Annotated in this window: 20 protein-coding genes; 13 read left to right on the forward strand and 7 right to left on the reverse strand. The window is 62.3% G+C overall.

The window, feature by feature from the left end; genetic code table 11:
• Nucleotides 1–37: 37 nt before the first annotated feature.
• Together QP922_RS02570 and QP922_RS02575 are read right to left on the reverse strand one after the other, a co-directional pair.
• Nucleotides 38–1,105 (reverse strand): CNNM domain-containing protein, encoded by a 1,068-nt coding sequence (locus tag QP922_RS02570; protein ID WP_284807757.1) that lies wholly within the window; start codon nt 1,103–1,105, stop codon nt 38–40.
• Nucleotides 1,105–2,478, reverse strand: a complete 1,374-nt coding sequence (locus tag QP922_RS02575; protein ID WP_284807758.1) for a hemolysin family protein — start codon at nt 2,476–2,478, stop codon at nt 1,105–1,107. Before QP922_RS02575 ends, QP922_RS02570 begins: the two co-directional genes overlap by 1 nt.
• Nucleotides 2,479–2,620: 142 nt before the next feature.
• Between QP922_RS02575 and hemW the strand changes: the two genes are divergently transcribed.
• From hemW to QP922_RS02625, 10 genes are all read left to right on the forward strand, one after another.
• Entirely contained in the window at nt 2,621–3,757 is a 1,137-nt protein-coding gene (gene hemW, locus QP922_RS02580; protein ID WP_284807760.1) for a radical SAM family heme chaperone HemW, read from the forward strand.
• A gap of 430 nt (nt 3,758–4,187) precedes the next feature.
• On the forward strand, nt 4,188–5,222 hold the full coding sequence (hrcA, locus tag QP922_RS02585) for a heat-inducible transcriptional repressor HrcA (RefSeq protein ID WP_284807762.1): 1,035 nt from the start codon (nt 4,188–4,190) through the stop codon (nt 5,220–5,222).
• A 54-nt stretch (nt 5,223–5,276) separates the two neighbouring features.
• Nucleotides 5,277–6,422, forward strand: coding sequence for a molecular chaperone DnaJ (dnaJ, locus tag QP922_RS02590; protein WP_284807764.1), 1,146 nt, complete (start codon nt 5,277–5,279; stop codon nt 6,420–6,422).
• Entirely contained in the window at nt 6,422–7,162 is a 741-nt protein-coding gene (locus QP922_RS02595; RefSeq protein WP_284807766.1) for a 16S rRNA (uracil(1498)-N(3))-methyltransferase, read from the forward strand. Before dnaJ ends, QP922_RS02595 begins: the two co-directional genes overlap by 1 nt.
• Before the next feature lie 10 nt (nt 7,163–7,172).
• Complete coding sequence (locus QP922_RS02600) at nt 7,173–8,138, forward strand: PhoH family protein (protein ID WP_070670677.1); 966 nt, start codon at nt 7,173–7,175, stop codon at nt 8,136–8,138.
• Nucleotides 8,135–8,710 (forward strand): rRNA maturation RNase YbeY, encoded by a 576-nt coding sequence (gene ybeY, locus QP922_RS02605; protein ID WP_039676349.1) that lies wholly within the window; start codon nt 8,135–8,137, stop codon nt 8,708–8,710. The genes QP922_RS02600 and ybeY overlap by 4 nt, the downstream gene beginning before the upstream one ends.
• A gap of 50 nt (nt 8,711–8,760) precedes the next feature.
• Nucleotides 8,761–9,609: a pyridoxal kinase PdxY gene (gene pdxY / locus QP922_RS02610; protein WP_284807771.1), complete on the forward strand. Its 849-nt coding sequence runs from the start codon at nt 8,761–8,763 to the stop codon at nt 9,607–9,609.
• Nucleotides 9,610–9,849: 240 nt separating this feature from the next.
• Entirely contained in the window at nt 9,850–10,845 is a 996-nt protein-coding gene (era, locus tag QP922_RS02615; protein ID WP_370552151.1) for a GTPase Era, read from the forward strand.
• Complete coding sequence (gene recO, locus QP922_RS02620; RefSeq protein WP_284807773.1) at nt 10,846–11,562, forward strand: DNA repair protein RecO; 717 nt, start codon at nt 10,846–10,848, stop codon at nt 11,560–11,562. It abuts the gene before it with no gap.
• 10 nt (nt 11,563–11,572) lie between these two features.
• Entirely contained in the window at nt 11,573–12,325 is a 753-nt protein-coding gene (locus tag QP922_RS02625; RefSeq protein ID WP_284807775.1) for an isoprenyl transferase, read from the forward strand.
• A 20-nt stretch (nt 12,326–12,345) separates the two neighbouring features.
• Here the strand turns inward: QP922_RS02625 and QP922_RS02630 are convergent, their stop codons facing one another.
• The 4 genes from QP922_RS02630 to QP922_RS02645 all read right to left on the reverse strand — a co-directional run bounded on the left by QP922_RS02630 (nt 12,346) and on the right by QP922_RS02645 (nt 13,952).
• Complete coding sequence (locus tag QP922_RS02630; protein WP_039676346.1) at nt 12,346–12,540, reverse strand: helix-turn-helix transcriptional regulator; 195 nt, start codon at nt 12,538–12,540, stop codon at nt 12,346–12,348.
• Between the two features lie 3 nt (nt 12,541–12,543).
• Nucleotides 12,544–12,993: a hypothetical protein gene (locus tag QP922_RS02635; RefSeq protein WP_284807779.1), complete on the reverse strand. Its 450-nt coding sequence runs from the start codon at nt 12,991–12,993 to the stop codon at nt 12,544–12,546.
• Between the two features lie 203 nt (nt 12,994–13,196).
• Nucleotides 13,197–13,616, reverse strand: a complete 420-nt coding sequence (locus tag QP922_RS02640; protein WP_284807781.1) for a Fur family transcriptional regulator — start codon at nt 13,614–13,616, stop codon at nt 13,197–13,199.
• Between the two features lie 36 nt (nt 13,617–13,652).
• The gene (locus QP922_RS02645) at nt 13,653–13,952 is read right to left on the reverse strand and encodes an ArsR/SmtB family transcription factor (RefSeq protein ID WP_039676462.1); all 300 of its coding nucleotides are present in this window, start codon (nt 13,950–13,952) and stop codon (nt 13,653–13,655) included.
• A 177-nt stretch (nt 13,953–14,129) separates the two neighbouring features.
• On the opposite strand from QP922_RS02645, the gene QP922_RS02650 reads away from it, so the two are divergent.
• The 3 genes from QP922_RS02650 to QP922_RS02660 are packed head-to-tail and all read left to right on the forward strand — an operon-like array spanning nt 14,130 to nt 16,440.
• A complete protein-coding gene (locus QP922_RS02650; protein ID WP_284807783.1) occupies nt 14,130–15,509 on the forward strand; it encodes a glycine--tRNA ligase in 1,380 nt (459 codons plus the stop codon).
• Nucleotides 15,509–16,027, forward strand: a complete 519-nt coding sequence (locus QP922_RS02655) for a hypothetical protein (protein WP_284807785.1) — start codon at nt 15,509–15,511, stop codon at nt 16,025–16,027. Before QP922_RS02650 ends, QP922_RS02655 begins: the two co-directional genes overlap by 1 nt.
• On the forward strand, nt 16,027–16,440 hold the full coding sequence (locus QP922_RS02660) for a hypothetical protein (RefSeq protein WP_284807787.1): 414 nt from the start codon (nt 16,027–16,029) through the stop codon (nt 16,438–16,440). Before QP922_RS02655 ends, QP922_RS02660 begins: the two co-directional genes overlap by 1 nt.
• 532 nt (nt 16,441–16,972) lie before the next feature.
• On the opposite strand, the gene QP922_RS02665 is transcribed toward QP922_RS02660, so the two are convergent.
• Nucleotides 16,973–19,054 carry a TPM domain-containing protein gene (locus QP922_RS02665; RefSeq protein WP_284807789.1) on the reverse strand — a complete coding sequence of 694 codons (2,082 nt, stop codon included), beginning with the start codon at nt 19,052–19,054 and terminating at the stop codon, nt 16,973–16,975.
• Between the last annotated feature and the right edge of the window lie 13 nt (nt 19,055–19,067).

Consider the following 19,067-nt stretch of genomic DNA (forward strand, 5'->3'; position numbering starts at 1 on the left):
GCGCCTAGCTTCGTGTGCCACGCTTAGCGCGAACGCGCTAAGCCCCCGGGTTCTTCGACGCCGGCACAGCCTGGTCCAGCTGCTCTGTAATCTGCGGCCACAGCTGGCCCATGATGTCATCCCAGGTGAGGATCCACACGGTCTTGTCCTTGGTGGGCTTGCCCACGACAACAAGCTGCTCGTTGCGGGCACGCATCTGGTCCAGGGTTTTCTGCACGGTGGAAGACGAACCCACAGCCAGGGCAGGGCGGGAGAAGTCCAGCACCGGGGTATCCGGATCCGCGAGCAAGGTATCGCGCACGTGGACGATGCGGGGGATACGCGAGGCACGTGGGTAGACCAGCACGCGCATGATGGACTTGCGCACTACGAGGTCATGGAGTTCGGCCACAGTGGCATCCGCGGACAACGGCAAGATTTCCGAGCCGTGCTCGCGGGCCAACTGTGCCGCGGTGGCGGCTTCCAGCTCGATGACGCCGGTGATTTGGTTGGCGGAGTCGTCGTCAAGCGTGCCCGCCAGGCGCGAGTGCTCCACCAGGTGGCGGAGGGTTTCCGCGTCGTAGCCGGCTGCACCGGCGCGGTCCACCGGTTCTTCACCAGTCATGCGGACCAGCTTGTTCGCCATCTTGTTGATCCAGATCAGCAGCGGGCGGAAGAGCCAAATGAAGCCGCGGGCGGGCACTGCGATGAGCTGTAGGGCAGTCTCCGGGTGGGCAATGGCCCAGGACTTTGGCGCCATCTCACCGATGACCAAGTGCAGGAAGGTCACGACGAGCAGCGCAAGGAGGAAGGAGACGACGTCCGCAACGCCCAGCGGCAGGCCAAGGGCCTCCAGTGGGCCCATCAGCAGGTGATGGACCCAGGGCTTGGTCACGGCACCCAGGACGAAGGTTGCGGCGGTAATGCCCAGCTGGGCGCCGGCCAACATGATGGTCAGCTCGTTGAGCGAGCGCAGACCCGCGCGCGAGGCCGCCGAGGACTCCGCGGTTTCCTCCAAGCGGTTGCGGCGAGCGCCCATGAGGGAGAACTCGATGACCACGAAGAACGCGGAAGCAGCGATGATGAGCAGGGTGACGATGAGGTTAAACCACCAGGTATCAGTCATTAGTCATCTTCTCCTTCCGGAAATTCCTCGACCAGCTCGAGCGCCAGGACGGAGGGCACGTGGCGGTCGATTTCCTCGACGCGCACGTTGAGTGTGCGCGTGGGAGCCTCGTCGCCGTCGACCCAGTCTTCAGGCTCAGCCTCCAGCTCGATGGAGAGTTCTTCGCCTTCTTCCGGCAGCATGCCGGAATGCGCGATGAGCAGGCCTGCGACGGTTTCGAAATCGCCCTCGGGCAGGTCGTGGCCGATGGCGCGCTCGACTTCGTCGATAGGAGTGTCACCGTCGACGATCCAGTGCGTCTCGTCCTGCTCGGTGATTTCTTCGGTCTCTTCGATGTCGTGTTCGTCGGTGACATCGCCAAGAATCTCCTCGGCTAGGTCTTCCATGGTCACGATGCCCACGAAGCCGCCGTATTCGTCGATGACGCAGGCGAGTTTCTCGTCGGCGTCGCGAAGCTCTGTGACGACGTCGGGAAGCGGCATGAGCTCCGGCACCACCACGGGTTCCTTCATGATTTCGCGGGCTGGGGTAGCCGGAGGCAGCTCGGTGCCCAGAACATCGTAGAGGTGGACCACGCCGATGGGATTGTGCTCATCATCGATGATGGGGTAGCGGGTGTGGTTTTCCGACATCATCTCGCGGACCTCACCGATGGTGGTGTCCGGTTCAATGACATCCACGCGTGAGCGCGGAATCATGGCGTGCCCGACGTCATGTTCGGGGAAGTCGAGGAGGCGGTCGAGGACGAGGTAGGTGTCCTCATCCAAGTCACCCGCCTCGTGGGAGGCATCCACGATGGACTCCAAGTCATCGGTGGTGGCGGAAGAATCGACATCCTCCACTGGCTCGATGCCGAAAAGCTTGAGCAGGGCGTTGGAGGAGTATTCGAAGAAGTGGACCAGCCATCCGAAAATCCGCAGGTACCACATGGTGGATGCGGACAGCCACAGGGCTGACTTCATGGGTGCGGCGATGGTGTAGTTCTTGGGGAAGAGCTCGGCGAAGAGCATGGTGAGAACCGTCGATACCGCCAGTGCGGTTACCGTACCCACGGCGACGGACACACCGACCGGCACGCCCACGCCGCCGAGCAGCTGGCCCAGGCCTTGACCCACGAGGGGCTCGGCCACATAACCAATGAGCAGGCCTGTAATCGTGATGCCCAGCTGCGCGCCGGAGAGCATGAAGGAGGTTTTCTGCGTAATTTTGAGTGCGCGCTCTGCCGATTTATCCCCGGTTGCAGCGCGCTGGCGCAGCTGCGTGCGGTCCACCGACATGAAGGCGAATTCCTGCGCCACGAAGTACGCGTTGGCCACGATAATGAGAGCGATGACGGCGAAACCCGCCACAATCATCAGGATGGCAGATAACACGGCTTACCCCACCGCCTTGGGTTGGCGGCGGGGACATCGACTCGGAGGTTCCACGAAAAGGGGGCCTTTCTTTAAATATCGGGGAATCAAATCTGCACTATAGACTACCGCTTCAACGGTTCAGTCGGTTATTTTGTTCCCCATGGATCCCTTTGGTCTTTACATTCACGTGCCCTTCTGTGCCTCGCGCTGTGGCTACTGCGACTTCAACACCTATACGCCGGGTGAGCTGGGAGGGGATCTGACCAGCGATTATCTTTCAGCCTTGGAAAAAGAGCTGGAGATGGCCGCGGCCCAGGTCGGCCGCGAAGCGGAGACCGTTTTTATCGGTGGCGGCACGCCGAGCCTGCTGGGCGCCGACGGGCTTGGCCGAATTTTGGGCCGCGTTCGCGACACCTTTGGCTTGGCCCCGGGCGCGGAAGTCACCACAGAATCCAATCCGGAGTCCACGTCGCCGGAGTACTTCGCCGGGCTTCTCGACGCCGGCTTTACCCGCCTCTCCCTCGGCATGCAGTCCGCTTCCCCGGGCGTGCTCGCGGTGCTGGAGCGGGCCCATACTTCGGGCCGCGCCTTCGATGCCGCGCTCGAAGCAATCGCAGCAGGCTTTGAGCACGTCAACCTGGACATGATTTATGGCACGCCGACAGAAGAGGACGCCGATGTTGCCTTGACTCTCGAGCGCGCCTTGGAAACCGGGGTGGACCACATCAGTGCGTATTCGCTCATCGTGGAAGACGGCACGCGTATGGCCCGCAAGGTGTCTAAGGGACTGCTTCCTGCGCCGGATGAGGATGTGCTGGCTCGGCGCTACGAGATGATTTCTTCCACGCTCGAAGCCGCTGGTTTTGAATGGTACGAGGTCTCCAACTGGGCCAAGCCGGGCGGGGAGTGCCAGCACAACCGCATCTACTGGGTCGATGGCAATTGGTGGGGCGCGGGCCCGGGCGCGCATTCGCACTTAGGCGACGAGCGCTTCTTCAACGTGAAGAATCCGCGGACCTATATCAAGGCGATTGAAGCGGGGGAGTTGCCTATCAAGGAGCGCGAGCAGCTCACCGAGGCTGACCGCCACACCGAGCGCATCATGCTGGGTCTGCGGTTGCGCGAGGGCATCCCTGCGTCCTGGCTCGCTCCCGCCGCCGAGCCTGTAGCTGCGCGCTTCATCGAGCGCGGCCTGCTTGAGCTTTGTGACGATCGCCTCCGCGTGACCAAGGCTGGCCGCCTACTCGCAGATGGCATCATCACCGACCTCCTCGTCGCCGAAGACACCGCCCACTAGCTGCCGCGACCTGCTCGTGGCCTGTCCCCAACCTTCCGATACTGGGGACAGCATGACTTAAAGTTAGCCCCGCCGGGAATTTGTTAGTTTCTCTCTTCACGCCGTGAAACCTGTTAGTCGCTCTCGATACGATTAGTCTTTTTAAGTGGTCCTTCTAGTTTGGTCCCGTTAATTTGGTCCCTTTACGGCGAAAAGGGACCATCTATCGCAGGAATCGCGCCCGTAGATGGTCTCTTTGCACCGATAAGAGACCAGACTAAAGGGACCATCCGTACGGACCATCAGTATTCGAGCTCTCTGGAAGAGCATGATGAACCCTTCTAGAAGCACAATATGGAACCACCTGGAAGTGGTGACGGGCTGCCAGCGCACCTAGGCAGATTGTCACCAGATCTCACTATTGCCCGCCAGAACGGATAGCCTTAGAGACATGTCTAGCTCCACCGATGCCCGCCGCCAAGAGGTCCTGCGCGCCATCGTCGCGGACTACATCGCCTCGCAATCGCCCGTCGGCTCCAAGGCCCTGCTCGAGCGCTACCAGCTGGGCGTGTCCTCGGCGACGATCCGCAATGACATGGCCGTGCTCGAGGCCGAGGGGCTCATCGCCCAGGAACACGCCAGCTCCGGGCGCGTGCCCACGCAAAAGGGCTACCGCCAATTCGTCGACACGCTCCACGACGTCAAACCGCTCTCCACAGCTGAGCGCCGCGCCATGCTCACCTTCCTCGAAGGCGGCGTGGATTTGGAGGACGTGTTGCGCCGCTCGGTCCAGCTGCTGGCCCAGGTGACCAAGCAAGCGGCCGTGGTGCAGCTGCCGAACCTCAAGGTTTCGCGCGTCAAGCACTGCGAGGTCGTGGCTCTGTCACCAGTACGACTGCTGTTGGTGCTTATTACTGATAATGGGCGCGTCGATCAGCGCAATGTCGAGCTCGATGACGTGATAGACCCCGAGCAGACCCACCGCCTGCGCGATATCCTCAACACCACCCTGGAGGGCAAGACTCTCACGGAAGCCTCGGTAGAACTCGCCGCGCTTGTCGACGACTCCCCAACCGACATCCGCCCCCACGTCCTCAAAGCCGCCACGACGCTCATTGAGACACTCGTTGAACAGCCTTCCGACCGCCTCATTTTGGCCGGCACGTCGAACCTCACGCGCGTCGCACTTCCGGATGGCTTGCCCTCCATCATCGAGGCCCTCGAGGAGCAGGTCGTCGTGCTGAAACTGCTGGCGCGCGTGCCGGACTTGGGCAATGTTTCAGTCTCCATCGGTGAGGAAAACGAGGCCGATGAGCTGCGCCAAACCTCCGTGGTGGCCACGCGCTATGGCTTCGGTACTGGCTCGGAGGCAGCGGCTCTCGGCGGGCTCGGTGTGGTGGGGCCAACGTATATGGACTACTCGGGAACAATCTCCAAGGTCTCTGCCGTTGCACGCTATGTGAGTGAAATCTTGGCGGGCGAGTAAGCTAGCCGGTCGGATTAGATTAAGCATCAACGAGATATAGAAGGATGACAGTACGTGGCTCGTGACTACTACGGCATTCTTGGTGTAGATAAGTCGGCCTCTGATGCCGAGATTAAGAAGGCCTATCGCAAGCTGGCGCGCAAGTACCACCCGGACGTGAACCCGGGTGATGACGAGGCCGCGGAGAAGTTCCGCGAGGCCTCCCTTGCCCAGGAGGTACTTCTGGATCCGCAGAAGCGCCAGGTAGTCGACATGGGCGGAGACCCCATGGAGGACCGCGCCGCACAGGGCGGCGGTGGTTTCGGCGGCTTTGGCGGAGGCGGTTTGGGTGACCTCTTTGCCGAGTTCTTCGGCGGCGGAGCGGCCTCCCGCGGTCCGCGTTCCCGCGTCCAGCCGGGCGATGACGCCTTGCTGCGCACCACGATTACCCTCGAAGAGGCCTACAGCGGCGTCAAGCAGCAGGTCAAGGTCGATACCGCCGTGCTCTGTGACCGCTGTGAGGGCACCGGTTCCGAGTCCAAGGCGAAGCCGGTTACCTGTGATCACTGTGGCGGCATGGGCCAGGTCCAGGAGGTCCAGCGCAGCATGCTGGGCAACATGATGACCACTCGCGATTGCCCGAAGTGCTACGGCTTTGGTGAGGTCGTTACCGATCCCTGCGGCCACTGTGGTGGCGATGGCCGCGTGCGCAAGCGCCGCGATATCACCGTGACCATCCCGGCGGGTATCGGCGATGGCATGCGCATCCGCATGGCCTCCCAGGGCGAGGTCGGTCATGGCGGCGGCCCTGCCGGCGATCTCTACGTCGAGGTCCACACCGAACCGCACCCGGTCTTCGAGCGCAACGCCGATGACCTGCACCTGACCGTTCGCGTGCCCATGGTGGATGCCGCCCTCGGCGCGTCCTGCACCGTCGAGCAGCTCGACGGCGAAGAGCTCACCCTCGATATCGCACCGGGCACCCAGCCGGGCGAGTCCATCACCCTCCAAGGCAAGGGCATGCCGCGCCTGCGCACGGATGGTTTCGGCAACCTCCATGCCCACGTGGACGTCGTTATCCCGACCGACCTGGACAAGAAGACCCGCGAGGCCCTCGAAAAGGTCCGCGCCGCTGGCCACAGCGGCACGGAGGTGCACCGCGCCGGTGACAACCAAGGCGAGTCCCTCTTTACCCGACTCCGAGACAAGTTCCGCCGCTAATGTCTTTGCCTGTCTTCCTGCACCCGGACCTCTCCCTCGCGAAGGTCGGCCAGCCCGTGGGCCTCGACGGCGCGGAAGGCCGCCATGCGGTCACCGTCAAGCGCATGGGACCAGGGGAGCACCTGGTCCTGATCGATGGGTCCGGGCTCCGCATCACCGCCACCATCACCGACGTGCAGGGCAAAGACACCCTCGCCGCGCTTGTCGACGACATCACGACCTCCCCCGAACCTTCTCCACGCGTCATCGTGGTCCAGGCCATTCCCAAGTCGGAGCGCGCCGAGCTCGCCGTCGACCTAGCCACGCAGGCCGGCGCGGATGAGATCATCGCCTGGCAAGCAGATCGCTGCGTGTCCAAGTGGGACGCGAAGAAGGCCCCGAAGGCGCTGGGCAAGTGGGAATCCGCAGCCGTGGCAGCGGCGAAGCAATCGCGCCGTACCCGCATTCCGGCCGTGCGCGGGCCCATGACCACCCGCCAGCTGTGCGAGGAGATTTCCGGCACGGGGGCACTGGTGCTTCACGAGGACGCCACTCTGCGCCTCAAAGACCTGGATGACCTCGACACTACTGAGACGATCTACCTGCTCGTGGGGCCTGAGGGAGGAATTGGCGAGGAGGAACTCGCCCAGCTCACCGCGGCCGGTGCCACGGCGATCAAACTGGGGCCGGAGGTGTTGAGGACGGCGTCGGCAAGCATGGTGGCACTGGCTAGCATCGGCACGCTGACCTCGCGCTGGTAGCCTTTTGGGCGTGCCTATTATCACCACCAAGTTTGATCTCGATTCCGCCTACCTGGCCACCGTGCTGGGCCCGGCGGACGAAAATCTGCGCGTTCTGGGCAACCTCGTTGGCGTGGACCTTTTTGCCCGCGGCACCACGGTGACTGCTGCCGGTCCCGACTATGACGTGGCCCGCGCGCGCAAGGTTTTGGAAGAGCTCGAAGCGATTGCTCGCCGCGGCCACCCGGTCAGCACCGACACGGTCAAGCACACGCTCGACCTCGTCGCAGTCGATGCCCCCGAGTCCGTTTCTGAGGCCCTCGCGGCGGACATTGTCTCCCGCCGCGGCAAGTCGGTGCGCCCAAAGACGCTGGGGCAGTCGCGCTACGTGCAGGCCATTGATGAGAACACCATCGTCTTTGGTATCGGGCCTGCCGGTACCGGTAAGACCTACTTGGCGGTGGCCAAGGCGGTGCAGGCCCTGCGTGCCAAGCAGGTTAGCCGCATTATTTTGACCCGTCCTGCGGTGGAGGCGGGGGAGAAGCTGGGCTTTTTGCCCGGCACCCTCAACGACAAGATTGACCCCTATCTGCGCCCGCTGTACGACGCCTTGCGAGACATGATTGACCCGGAGATGATTCCGAAGCTCATGGAGGCAGGCATCATTGAGGTCGCACCTTTGGCCTATATGCGTGGCCGCACGCTGAATGACGCTTTCGTCATCCTCGACGAGGCCCAGAACACGACACCTGCGCAGATGAAGATGTTCTTGACCCGTCTGGGCTTCGGTTCCACCATCGTGGTGACCGGCGATATCTCCCAGGTGGATTTGCCTGGCGGCCAGGTCTCCGGCCTGCGTCTGGTGCGTCGCATTTTGAAGGGCGTGCCGGATATTCACTTCGCGGAGCTGGGCTCTGCCGATGTGGTGCGCCACCAGCTGGTGGGCCGTATCGTGGACGCTTACGATAAGTTTGCTGAGCAGGAGGAGAAGAAATGAGCATCGAATTCATCAATGAGTCCGGCTTTGATGGCGTGAACGAGGAGATGCTCATCGACGTCTGCTCCTATGCCCTCGGCCGCCTTGATGTGAACCCGGATGCTGAGTGCACCATTACGGCCGTGGACCTGCAGACCATTGCGGATCTGCACGTGCGCTGGATGGACTTGGAAGGCCCGACTGACGTGATGAGCTTCCCCATGGACGAGCTCACCCCGGGCGCAACCGGCGGGCGGCCTGACGCGCCTGAGGCTGGCCCCGCGATGTTGGGCGATATCGTGCTCTGCCCCGAGTTTGCCCAGCGCCAGGCCAACGCCGCCGGCCACTCCCTAGGCCACGAGCTGGCTTTGCTTACCGTCCATGGTTGCCTGCACCTGCTGGGCTATGACCACACCACCGCGGCGGAGGAGAAAGAAATGTTCGGCTTGCAGAACGAGCTGCTCGCTGACTGGTACGAGGACCTCGACTCTCGCGGCGTGAGCTACCAGCCCAAGCCCTCTGGCCCCAAGGCCTTCCCGGATGCTGCCGAGCGCGCCGAGCTGGACAAGGAAGTTCCCGGCGGCGGAATCTAAACCCGGCCTAACGTTGAGGTGCTTTCAGGGGCGTAGCACAATGGAGGGTTATGAACATCCTCTCCATCCAGTCCCATGTTGCCTACGGTCACGTTGGCAACTCCGCCGCCGTCTTCCCGCTTCAGCGTGCTGGCCACGAAGTGTGGCCCATTCACACGGTGAACTTCTCCAACCACACCGGCTACGGTGATTGGGGCGGGCCGATGATTCCAGCCAGTGATGTCACCGCCATCGTGGACGGTATTGAAAAGCGCGGCGCCTTCCCGCGCATCGACGCAATCCTCTCTGGCTACCAGGGCGGACCGGACATCGCCGGCGCCATCGTGGATGCAGTCAACCGCATCAAGGCTGTGAACCCGAAGGCCCTCTATGCCTGCGACCCGGTCATGGGCAATGCCAAGTCCGGCTGCTTCGTCTCTGATGAAATCCCGCCGCTGCTGCGTGACAAGGTCGTACCGGTCGCCGACATCATCACCCCGAACCAATTTGAGCTGGGCTACCTTACCGACTCTTCCGTCAACACCCTCGAGGAAACCCTCGCTGCAGTAAAGAAGGCCCAGGACATCGGCCCGAAGACCGTGCTGGTCACCTCAGTGCAGCACCCTGAAACCGACGAGGACGAGATTGAGATGCTCGCCGTGGATGGCGAGCGCGCCTACCTCGTGGCCACCCCGAAACTGCCGTTCAAGCGCAACGGCTCGGGCGATGTCACCGCGGCGCTGTTCACCGGCCACTACGTGGAAACCCACGACGCGAAGGAAGCGCTGAAGCGCACTGCCTCCTCGGTCTACGACTTGCTGCACACCACCTACGAGGCCGACGCCCGTGAGCTGCAGCTCATTGAGTCCCAGGACGTCTTTGCCAACCCGCGTCTGCAGTTCCACGTCGAGGAGCTCTAGCCCCTTCGCCGACCCCTTTGGCAGGTGGTCCCTCCTCTTTCCCGCCCCCTTTGGCAGGTGGTCCCTTTAGTACGGTCCCTGTGCACCGTAAAGGGACCACCTATCGCGCGAAAACAGCCAACAGGCGGTCCCTTTGCACAGAGAAGGGACCAGAGTAGGAGGACCAAACGAAAAGGACCTTCTGTCCTGCACGCAGCGGGAGCGGGAATTCAGAAATCGTGAGCTATGATGAAAAACAATATGAGCACCGATTTCGACGCCGCCTTCGCGGACCTGCCTGAAGAAGGCGAGGCCACCGCCGCGGACTATTCGCAGTACACCAACACGCCAGAGGGCTTCCGCTCTGGCTTTGTGTCCTTCGTGGGCCGCCCCAACACCGGCAAGTCCACGCTCACCAACGCGCTGGTGGGCGAGAAGATCGCTATTACCGCCGACCAGCCCGAAACCACCCGCCACCCCATCCGCGGACTCGTGCACCGCGAGGATGCGCAGATTGTTGTCGTCGATACGCCTGGTCTGCACCGCCCGCGCACCTTGTTGGGTGAGCGCCTCAACGAAGTGGTTAAAGACACCTACGCGGACGTCGACGTCATCGGTCTAACCATTCCCGCGGATGAAAAGATTGGCCCCGGTGACCGCTGGATTCTGGAGAACGTGCGCAAGGTCGCGCCGAAGACCCCCATCATCGGTATCGTGACCAAGCTGGACAAAGCCTCCAAGGACCAAGTCGGCGCGCAGCTGCTCGCACTACATGCACTGCTCAGCGAGGACAACCCCGACGCCGTTGTCATCCCCGTCTCCGCTACCGAGCGCGTGCAGCTGGAGGAGTTGACGCAGGTCATCGTCGACCACCTGCCGGAAGGCCCGAAGTTTTACCCGGATGACCACGTTACCGACGAGGACCAGGCCGAGCGCATCGCTGAGCTCATCCGCGAGGCAGCCCTTGCTGGCCTGAAGCACGAGCTCCCGCACTCCGTGGCCGTGGAAGTCGATGAGATGCTGCCTGACCAGGAGCGCCCCGACGTCCTCAACGTCCACGCCGTGCTCTACCTCGAGCGCCCCGGCCAAAAGCGCATTATTGAAGGCAAGGACGGCCGCCGCTTCCGCCGCATCGTCGGCACTGCCCGCAAGGAAATTATCCAGCTCCTCGGCCAGAACGTTTACCTTGACCTGCGTATTAAGGTGCTGAAGAACTGGCAGTCGGACCCGAAGGCGCTGGGCCGCCTCGGCTTCTAGATGCGCGAGAATTTCCGCGACCGCGCCCTCGTCATCCGCACCTATGATTTCGGGGAGGCGGACCGCATCATCGTGCTGCTGACACGCAACCACGGCCTCGTGCGCGGTGTGGCTAAAGGCGTGCGACGCGCGAAGTCGCGCTTTGGCTCGCGCCTGCAGCTCTTCGTCAACCTCGACGTGCAGCTGTACCCAGGCCGCAACCTGTACACCATCGCGCAGGCAGACACGGTGGATTACTTCGGTGCGCGCATCATCGAGGATTACGAGCGCTACACCGCCGCCTGCGCCGCCCTCGAATCAGCTGAGCGCCTTGCTGCCGCCGACGCCCCCGGGGACCGTTACCTCTACGAAGCCTGCGTTGACGTACTCAACCAACTCCAGCACGGCGATCCGCTCGTGCTTCTCGACGCCTTCCTCCTCAAAGCCATGTCCCACGCCGGCTGGGCGCCTAGCTTGTTCGATTGCGCGCAGTGCCAAAGGCCAGGCCCCCACCATGCTTTCCACCCAGCCGTGGGCGGAGCCGCCTGCCACCAATGCCGCCCGCCGGGAGCCGCCGAGGTAGACCCGGAAACCCTGCACCACATGTGGCTTATCGCTCACGGCCACCCCAGCCAGCCTACCCACGCCCAGGCGCAGGAAGCCCACCGCCTGACCCGCGCCCACCTGCAATGGCATCTTGAGCGAAGCGTTGGCGCGCTGGGGATCATGGAACAGTAGACTGTAGAACGTGATTACGCCTGACCCGAACCGAGTCCTCCACCCGCCCGCTATCCCGCAGGAGTTCCTGCCGAGCCACATCGCGCTGGTCATGGACGGAAATGGCCGCTGGGCAGAGGAGCGCGGCATGAAGCGCACCGAGGGCCATCGTAGGGGAGAAGCAGTGCTTCTCGACGTCGTCGATGCCTGCCTCGCCCTCGGCGTTCCTTATCTTTCTGCCTATGCCTTCTCCACGGAAAACTGGCGCCGCAGTGCCGAGGAGGTGCGCTTCCTCATGGGCTTTAACCGCGACGTGCTGCGCCGCCAGCGCCACTGGCTCAACGAGAGGGGAGTGCGCGTGGTGTGGGCAGGCCGTCGCCCGCGTCTGTGGCGCTCGGTTATCAAGGAGCTCGAGGCCGCCGAGGAGCTCACCAAGGACAACACCACAATGACCCTGGTGATGTGCGTGAATTACGGAGGGCGCGCCGAGCTTGTCGACGGGATCCGGGAACTCGCCGAGCAAGTCTCCCGCGGCGAGCTCGACCCACGCTCCATCAACGAGAAGACGGTGAACTCGGTGATGTATGACCCCGATATGCCGGATGTGGATTTGTTCCTGCGTCCTTCCGGTGAGAAGCGCACGTCTAACTTCCTGCTGTGGCAGTCGGCCTATGCGGAGATGATTTATCAAGACAAGCTCTTCCCAGATTTCACTCCGGAAGACCTCTTTGCCGCGGTGGAAGAGTACGCGCGGCGTGACCGCCGCTTCGGCGGGGTCAAATAGCCCGCGGGTTCTTAGGGCACCTAGGCATCTGGGATAAAGATGTCCTCGATGCGGCAGGAAAAGTGGCGCGCAATCTGAAAGGCGAGGGGGAGCGAAGGATCGTAGCGCCCTTTTTCAATGCTGATGATGGTTTGGCGCGAGACTCCCAGTTCGGTGGCGAGGCCTTGCTGTGAGAGCCCGCGTTGTTCTCGTATCTCTTTGAGGCGGTTATCCACGGCTTAGCTCGCCGCCTGCTTGTGGGCGAGATAGCTAATACCAAAGGTGCCAGTAACGAAGGCGCCCAGAATGATGGTGAGCAGAGTACCGGAGACGCTGAAGTCCCAGATGGATGAGATGATGCCCAGGCCACCAATGGCAAAGAGCATGGCATGCAGTGTGTTTTCGGAAGCCTGCGCATACCAGTGAGACTCGATGGAATTCTCTGGGGCCGGGGTAGCACCCCGAATGGTGGAACGGTCCACCATGAAAGCCCAGCTAGCTACAGAGGCAACGGGCAGGAGACACAAGGTGTACACCGCAACGGCAAGCAACGGCGCTTCGCGGTGAACGAAGGTCCCCAGGGCAGCGCCGGCGGCCGCGGCGATGAGTAGACCCACGGCTAGGGATAAGACGATGAGTGTGGTTTGGGTACCGCCAAATTTGGGGCGGCCAAAGCGAGTGGTGGGCATGGTGATCCTCCTGACAGCGATGATTGTAAAGCGTGCTTTACGGACACCATATGTCAAGCAACCTTTACTGTAAAGGGTGCTTGACGTTATTTGCTGGAGGAAGTGGCGTTGCCGCAGGTAAAAGGCAAAGAAAAACCTCAGCCTGCGCCACAATGTTAGGGCGCAGGCTGAGGTGAAAAGGTCTCTGTGTGGAGCGGGTGCGCTTAGGAAGCTTTGGAGCAGTCGGCGCAAATGCCGAAGACTTCGGCATCGTGCCCGGTGAGCTCGAATCCATGCTTCTTGGCTACCGAGGAAGCCCACTGCTCGATGGGGCCACCGTCGATCTCCTCGGTGCGGCCGCACTTGGTGCACACCAAATGGTGGTGATGGGCATCGGTGTCGCAGTGGCGGTACAGTGTCTCGCCAGAAGGCATGTGGAGCGCATCGACCGCATCGATCTCAGAGAGCGATTGCAGCGTGCGGTAGACGGTGGTGAGGCCGACCTTCTGGTGGTCGTCGATAAGCGCCTGGTGAATGTCCTTAGCGGACGCGAACTTGTCGAGTTTCCTAAGGACCTCGACCACGGCGGTGCGCTGACGAGTATTACGTGCACCGAGCTTCGGGATGCTGTCGTGGATGGCCATGGTGCTCAGCTTATCAATACACTTTCAGTAAGGGTATTAGGTGGTGGCCAGGGCAGCGTCGGCAAGCAGCGGCAAGACCTTAGGGGCTGCCAACGAGTAGCGCACCTCGCGCCCCGAGCGCTCGCTGTCCACAATGTTCGCGCGCTTGAGAACGCGCAGGTGCTGGCTAATAAGCGGCTGTGACTTGCCCGTAGCGGCAACGAGCTCGTGCACATAGTGATCACGTTCAGCTAGGCGCTGAATGATATCGATACGCAAAGGTGAATCTAAAGCACTGATGACCGTTGTGGCGGCATCGATATCAAAGGAGAGAGGGGCTTCAGGAGTGGTATTCACGCCGTTCACTTTCGATCGTTTCTATAGAGGTAGAGATATACATACTATAGCCGAAGGATGCGAAAATGTGTATAAAATACACCACACTTGTGGGGTGACGGCGCGGAGCGTGCACGTGCACGCTAGACTAGTCCGCATTGAAAAAGACTGTCCCCTACCAGAGGAGTCCCACTAACCATGGCATCCGTCATTGATACTGTCGTCAGCCTGTGTAAGCGCCGCGGCTTGGTCTACCAGGCAGGTGAAATTTATGGCGGTTCCCGCTCTGCGTGGGACTACGGCCCGCTGGGTGTCGAGCTGAAGGAAAACATCAAGCGGCAGTGGTGGCGCCACATGGTGCAGTCCCGCGATGACGTCGTCGGTGTGGACACCTCCGTCATCCAGCCGCGCCAGGTCTGGGTGTCCTCCGGCCACGTCGAGGTCTTCACCGACCCGCTGGTGGAGTCCAAGCACACCGGTAAGCGCTACCGCGCTGACCACCTCATTGAGGCTTACGAGGAAAAGCACGGTCACGAGCCGGAAAATGGCTTGGCAGACATCAATGACCCGGAGACCGGCCAGCCGGGTGACTGGACGGAGCCGAAGGCCTTCTCTGGCCTGCTCAAGACCTTCCTGGGCCCGGTCGACGATGAGCAGGGCCTGCACTACCTGCGCCCGGAGACCGCGCAGGGCATCTTCGTCAACTTCAAGAACGTGATGACTTCGGCGCGTATGAAGCCGCCGTTTGGTATCGCGAACATTGGTAAGTCCTTCCGCAACGAGATCACCCCGGGTAACTTCATCTTCCGTACCCGCGAGTTCGAGCAGATGGAGATGGAGTTCTTCGTCAAGCCGGGCGAGGACGAAGAATGGCACCAGTACTGGATCGATGACCGCTACAACTGGTACATCGACCTGGGCATTAAGGAAGAGAACCTGCGCCTCTACGAGCACCCGCAGGAGAAGCTCTCGCACTACTCCAAGCGCACCGTCGACGTGGAGTACGCCTACAACTTCAAGGGCTCCAAGTGGGGCGAGCTGGAAGGCGTGGCCAACCGTACGGACTACGACCTGTCCGTGCATGCGAAGGGCTCCGGCGAGGATCTGTCCTACTTTGACCAGGAAGCCGGCGAGCGCTGGACCCCGTACGTCATCGAGCCGGCGGCTGGCCTGGGCCGTGCCATGATGGCCTTCCTCATCGATGCCTACGACGAAGAGGAAGCTCCGAACGCTAAGGGCGGCACCGATAAGCGCGTAGTCCTGCGCCTGGACCGCCGCCTGGCTCCGGTCAAGGTAGCCGTGCTGCCGCTGTCGAAGAAGGAAGAGCTGTCGACCCCGGCCCGCGAGCTGGCCAACAAGCTGCGCGCGAACTGGAACGTTGAGTTCGATGTTTCTGGTGCTATTGGCCGCCGCTACCGCCGCCAGGACGAAATCGGCACGCCGTTCTGCGTGACCTATGACTTCGACACCCTCGAGGACAACGCGGTCACCGTGCGTGAGCGTGACTCCATGGAGCAGGAGCGCGTCAAGCTCGACGAGCTTGAGGCATACCTGGCTGCCCGCCTGGTTGGCTGCTAATGCACTACACCAGCTGGGACCGCAGCGATAGCAAGAACCCCGTCCTCCTCGTGGAGGACGGGCCAGAATCGCTGGGCATGTTCCAGGAACGTTCGGCCGATGTGGAAGGCGACCACTGGCGCTTGGCCCTCGACGATTTAGGCGCCTCCATCACCTTGGAGGATGACCGCGTCTACCGCCTCGCCGGCAATGTCAAGCGCGACAAGCGCCTGGAGGCCTCCCTGGACGGCCGTACCTTCGCCTTCATCAACGAGGCCGGCGGGGACTGGATTGTGGAGGACAGCTCGGGCACCAAGGTGGCCCAATTCTCTTCCAAGAACTCCGGCGTGCGCAAGGCCATCCTCGAATTTGAGGGGGAGAACAGCTCTGACTCCGGCGATCTCGACGACTGGGAAGTCGCGGGCTTGAGCTGGTTTACGCGCGTCATCTTGGAAGCCCGCACGCAGCGCACCGCGATTCCCATCATCGCAACGCTGGTGCTGTTATCCATCGTCGCTATCATCACGGTGCTGATCTAATGCAGCGCTGGGTGTGGCGCGATGGGGCGCTGGTGAACGAGGAGGGCGAGACCGTTGCCCGCGTGACGCCGACGGGTCTGCTCATACCGGGCCAGCCTGCCATCACCTTTGAACACACCCTGGGCGCTCGCCGCTTCGCCGTGCGCGGGCCTTCCTTCTCGGCTGAGCAAGCGGGCTTTACCGTGAACACACTGCGCGCAGTCTGCGAGGGCCGCGAGTACACCCTCGAGCGCACCAACCCTTTCCGCCGCGAGCGCCGCATCCGCGATAACTCCGGCAACGACGTTGCCCGCACGACTCCGCGCGGCCGCGACCTCGAAGTCGCCGTCGGCGACCTGCCCGCCTCCGACGCCGCCTTCACCAGCTACTGCTGCCTGCTTCTCGACGGCTCCACCCGCCCCCTCCGCACCTAAATCACCTTGCGCAGCTCCGCCCGTTTGCGCGCCTGACCCAGCTTTCCGCTCACCCATAGACGGCCCTTCTAGTTTGGTCCCTCTACTTTGGTCCCTTGTCTGTGTAAAGGGACCATTTGAGGCGGCTTTTCGCCAGATAGATGGTCCCTTTACTGAGCAAAGAGACCAGAATAAAGGCACCAAACTAATGGGACCATCCGCGATATATCCTGCACCGGCATGTGAGAAGCGGAGTTTGTCCTCGAAGAGGAGCTCTCCCCGTGTGCTTGCTTGGGTTGGTATGCCAGTAGAGGGTTCTAGTCAGATGGCTGCAGTCATAAGGTTTGTTTCCCCCCAAACGAACCTTCTAGCTCGGTGCAGAAGGTTTACTTGCCTCCAGGTAAACCGTTTGACTGCAACCTTTTGACTAGAACCATGTGCATGACCGGCTTACACCTACCATGTATGTGCACCAACCCCGTATCCGAGCATCTGCATGGACGACTACCGAACCGGAGTCCAATCGCCCGATGTCAAATGCGGTACAGCGCGGCTAGAAGGAGCCGCCGCGGAAACCGCCGCCACCGCCGCCCGAGAAGCCACCACCGCCGAAGCCGCCTCCGGAGAAGCCACCACCTCCAAAGCCGCCACCGAAACCACCGCTGTGGCCGCGAGAGCTGCCGCCGCCGAGGACCTGGCCCAGCACCATGCCGGTGAGGATATTGCCCGCAGCATCGGTGGCTTGGCGGCGCTGCTCCTGGCGGCGGTAGGCCTCCAGGTCCGCCTTGGCGCGATTCAGCGAGGTCTGGGCAGCCGCAGCCGCATCGCGGGAGAAGTTAAGCGCCGCACGGAGGTCCTTGGATGCGGAATTCTGGGCTTGAGCGTAGAGACGGGTGGCATCGGCAAGCGCGACGCGCGCATCGGGGCCCACCACGCGGCCGCGGGAGGAGAGCAGGTCCTCGGCTGCCTGGATGGCGGATTCGGCCGCGGCGATCTGTTGGCGGTAGAGCGCAATCTGGCGCTCACGAGTGGAATTGGTCTCGCGGACGGTATCGAGTTGCTCGTCGAGTTTGGTATCGATAGCCGTCAGCGCGGTGTACTGGCCCAACGGGTCAGCCTGGCCGTTTCTGCGAGCCTCATCTACAGCGGACCGAGCAGAGGAGAGCAGTTCTTCCAACGCGGACCAATCGGCCGGCGAGCCCTGGGCCTTGCCCTGTTGCTCCAGCTGCTGGGCCTCGGCGATTTCGCCCTCGATTTCATCGATGAGCGCCGGCAGGTTGTCTTTGGCAGAAGCGATGGAGTTCTCGGCGTTCTCCACACCAGTGAGCAAACGGTCGGAGACTTCAAGGGCATGTTCGGCATCGCGAATAATGCCCACGAGCGGACCTTGCTGGCCGGCAGGCTGGGACTGGAGCGAGCGGCCATGGTCGAGAAGCTTCTCAGCCTCGGTGAGTGATACCTCCGCCATCTCCGGATTATCCGCGATGGAGGACAACGCCTCCTCGGAATAGGAACCGCGAAGCGAAGCCAAGGTGGTACGAGCCTGCGGCAAGCGGCCCCGCAGATCCACCGTGCGGCGAGTCAGCTCATCGAGCTTAGAGCCAGCGTTAATCAGCAGGTCACGCATCTGGGCGAAGTCCGCCGCCTGCTGGTCCAAAGCGTCATCAGCCTGGCCGCAGGAAGAAATAATCTCCACCAGCATCTGGCGGCGCTCTCCCTCAGATTTCGGCAGGTTGTTATTGAGCTGCTGCTGCAACTGGAAGGCCTTTTGCAAGGTCAGCGTTGAGTGGTTCATCGCGCGCGTGAACGGCCGGGTTCGCTCTGGGCCGAACTCGGCCACTGCGATATCGAGCTCTTCCTTGCCTCGGCGAATGGACTCGTCAGTAGAGACCAACTCTTCCTGCGCCAGCTGTGACAGAGTGGCCATATCCAGACGATCAAGCTGCGAAGTATTCCCCGGCTCAATCTGGCGCGCAGATTCCAACGTGGCCGCGGAGTCCTTCTTGGTCTTGCGCCGGCTCGCCGCCGCAATGCCGCCGCCAGCCAGGACCAAGGCGCCTGCACCACCAGCCAGCCACAACCCACCGTTGCCGCCGGAGCCATCAGAGGAACCAGCAGAACCAGAGGAGCCCGAAGAACCCGAAGAGCCAGAGGAACCGGAAGAGCCGGAAGCTGCAGCGTCGACAAGCGCCAGCGCCGATGCCCCATACTCGCGGCCCCCAGCCAACTTGCCGTACGCCGCGTCATACATCGCGTCCAGGCGCCCGCGCGGCCACTCCTTGCCGGTTTGCACGCCCATCGTGGAATCCTCCACGCCCACCACATAGGCAGCGGAATTCGGCCCCTTGGCTTTCACAATCTCACCCGCATAGGCTTCCGCACCTTCCGGCAGGGAGGACGCAAAGACCACGAAAATCACCACGTGGTGTTCCTGCTGCAGCGTGACAATCTTGTCCTCCAACTCGGACTTCTCCGAGCTTGAGAGCACCCCAGCCTCATCCGTCACCTTGTCCTTGAGCGAGGCAGCCTCAGGTGCGGCAACAACGAATTCCGTGGCCAAAGCAGGCCCGGCCGTCGCACATCCCAACACGAGGGCAGCGAGGGCAGCGCGGCCAATACGAGCAGCAGTAGTCATGCGCACCACGATA

The sequence above is a fragment of the Corynebacterium sp. MSK218 genome (assembly GCF_030232655.1).
In the GTDB taxonomy this organism is placed as follows: Bacteria; Actinomycetota; Actinomycetes; order Mycobacteriales; family Mycobacteriaceae; genus Corynebacterium.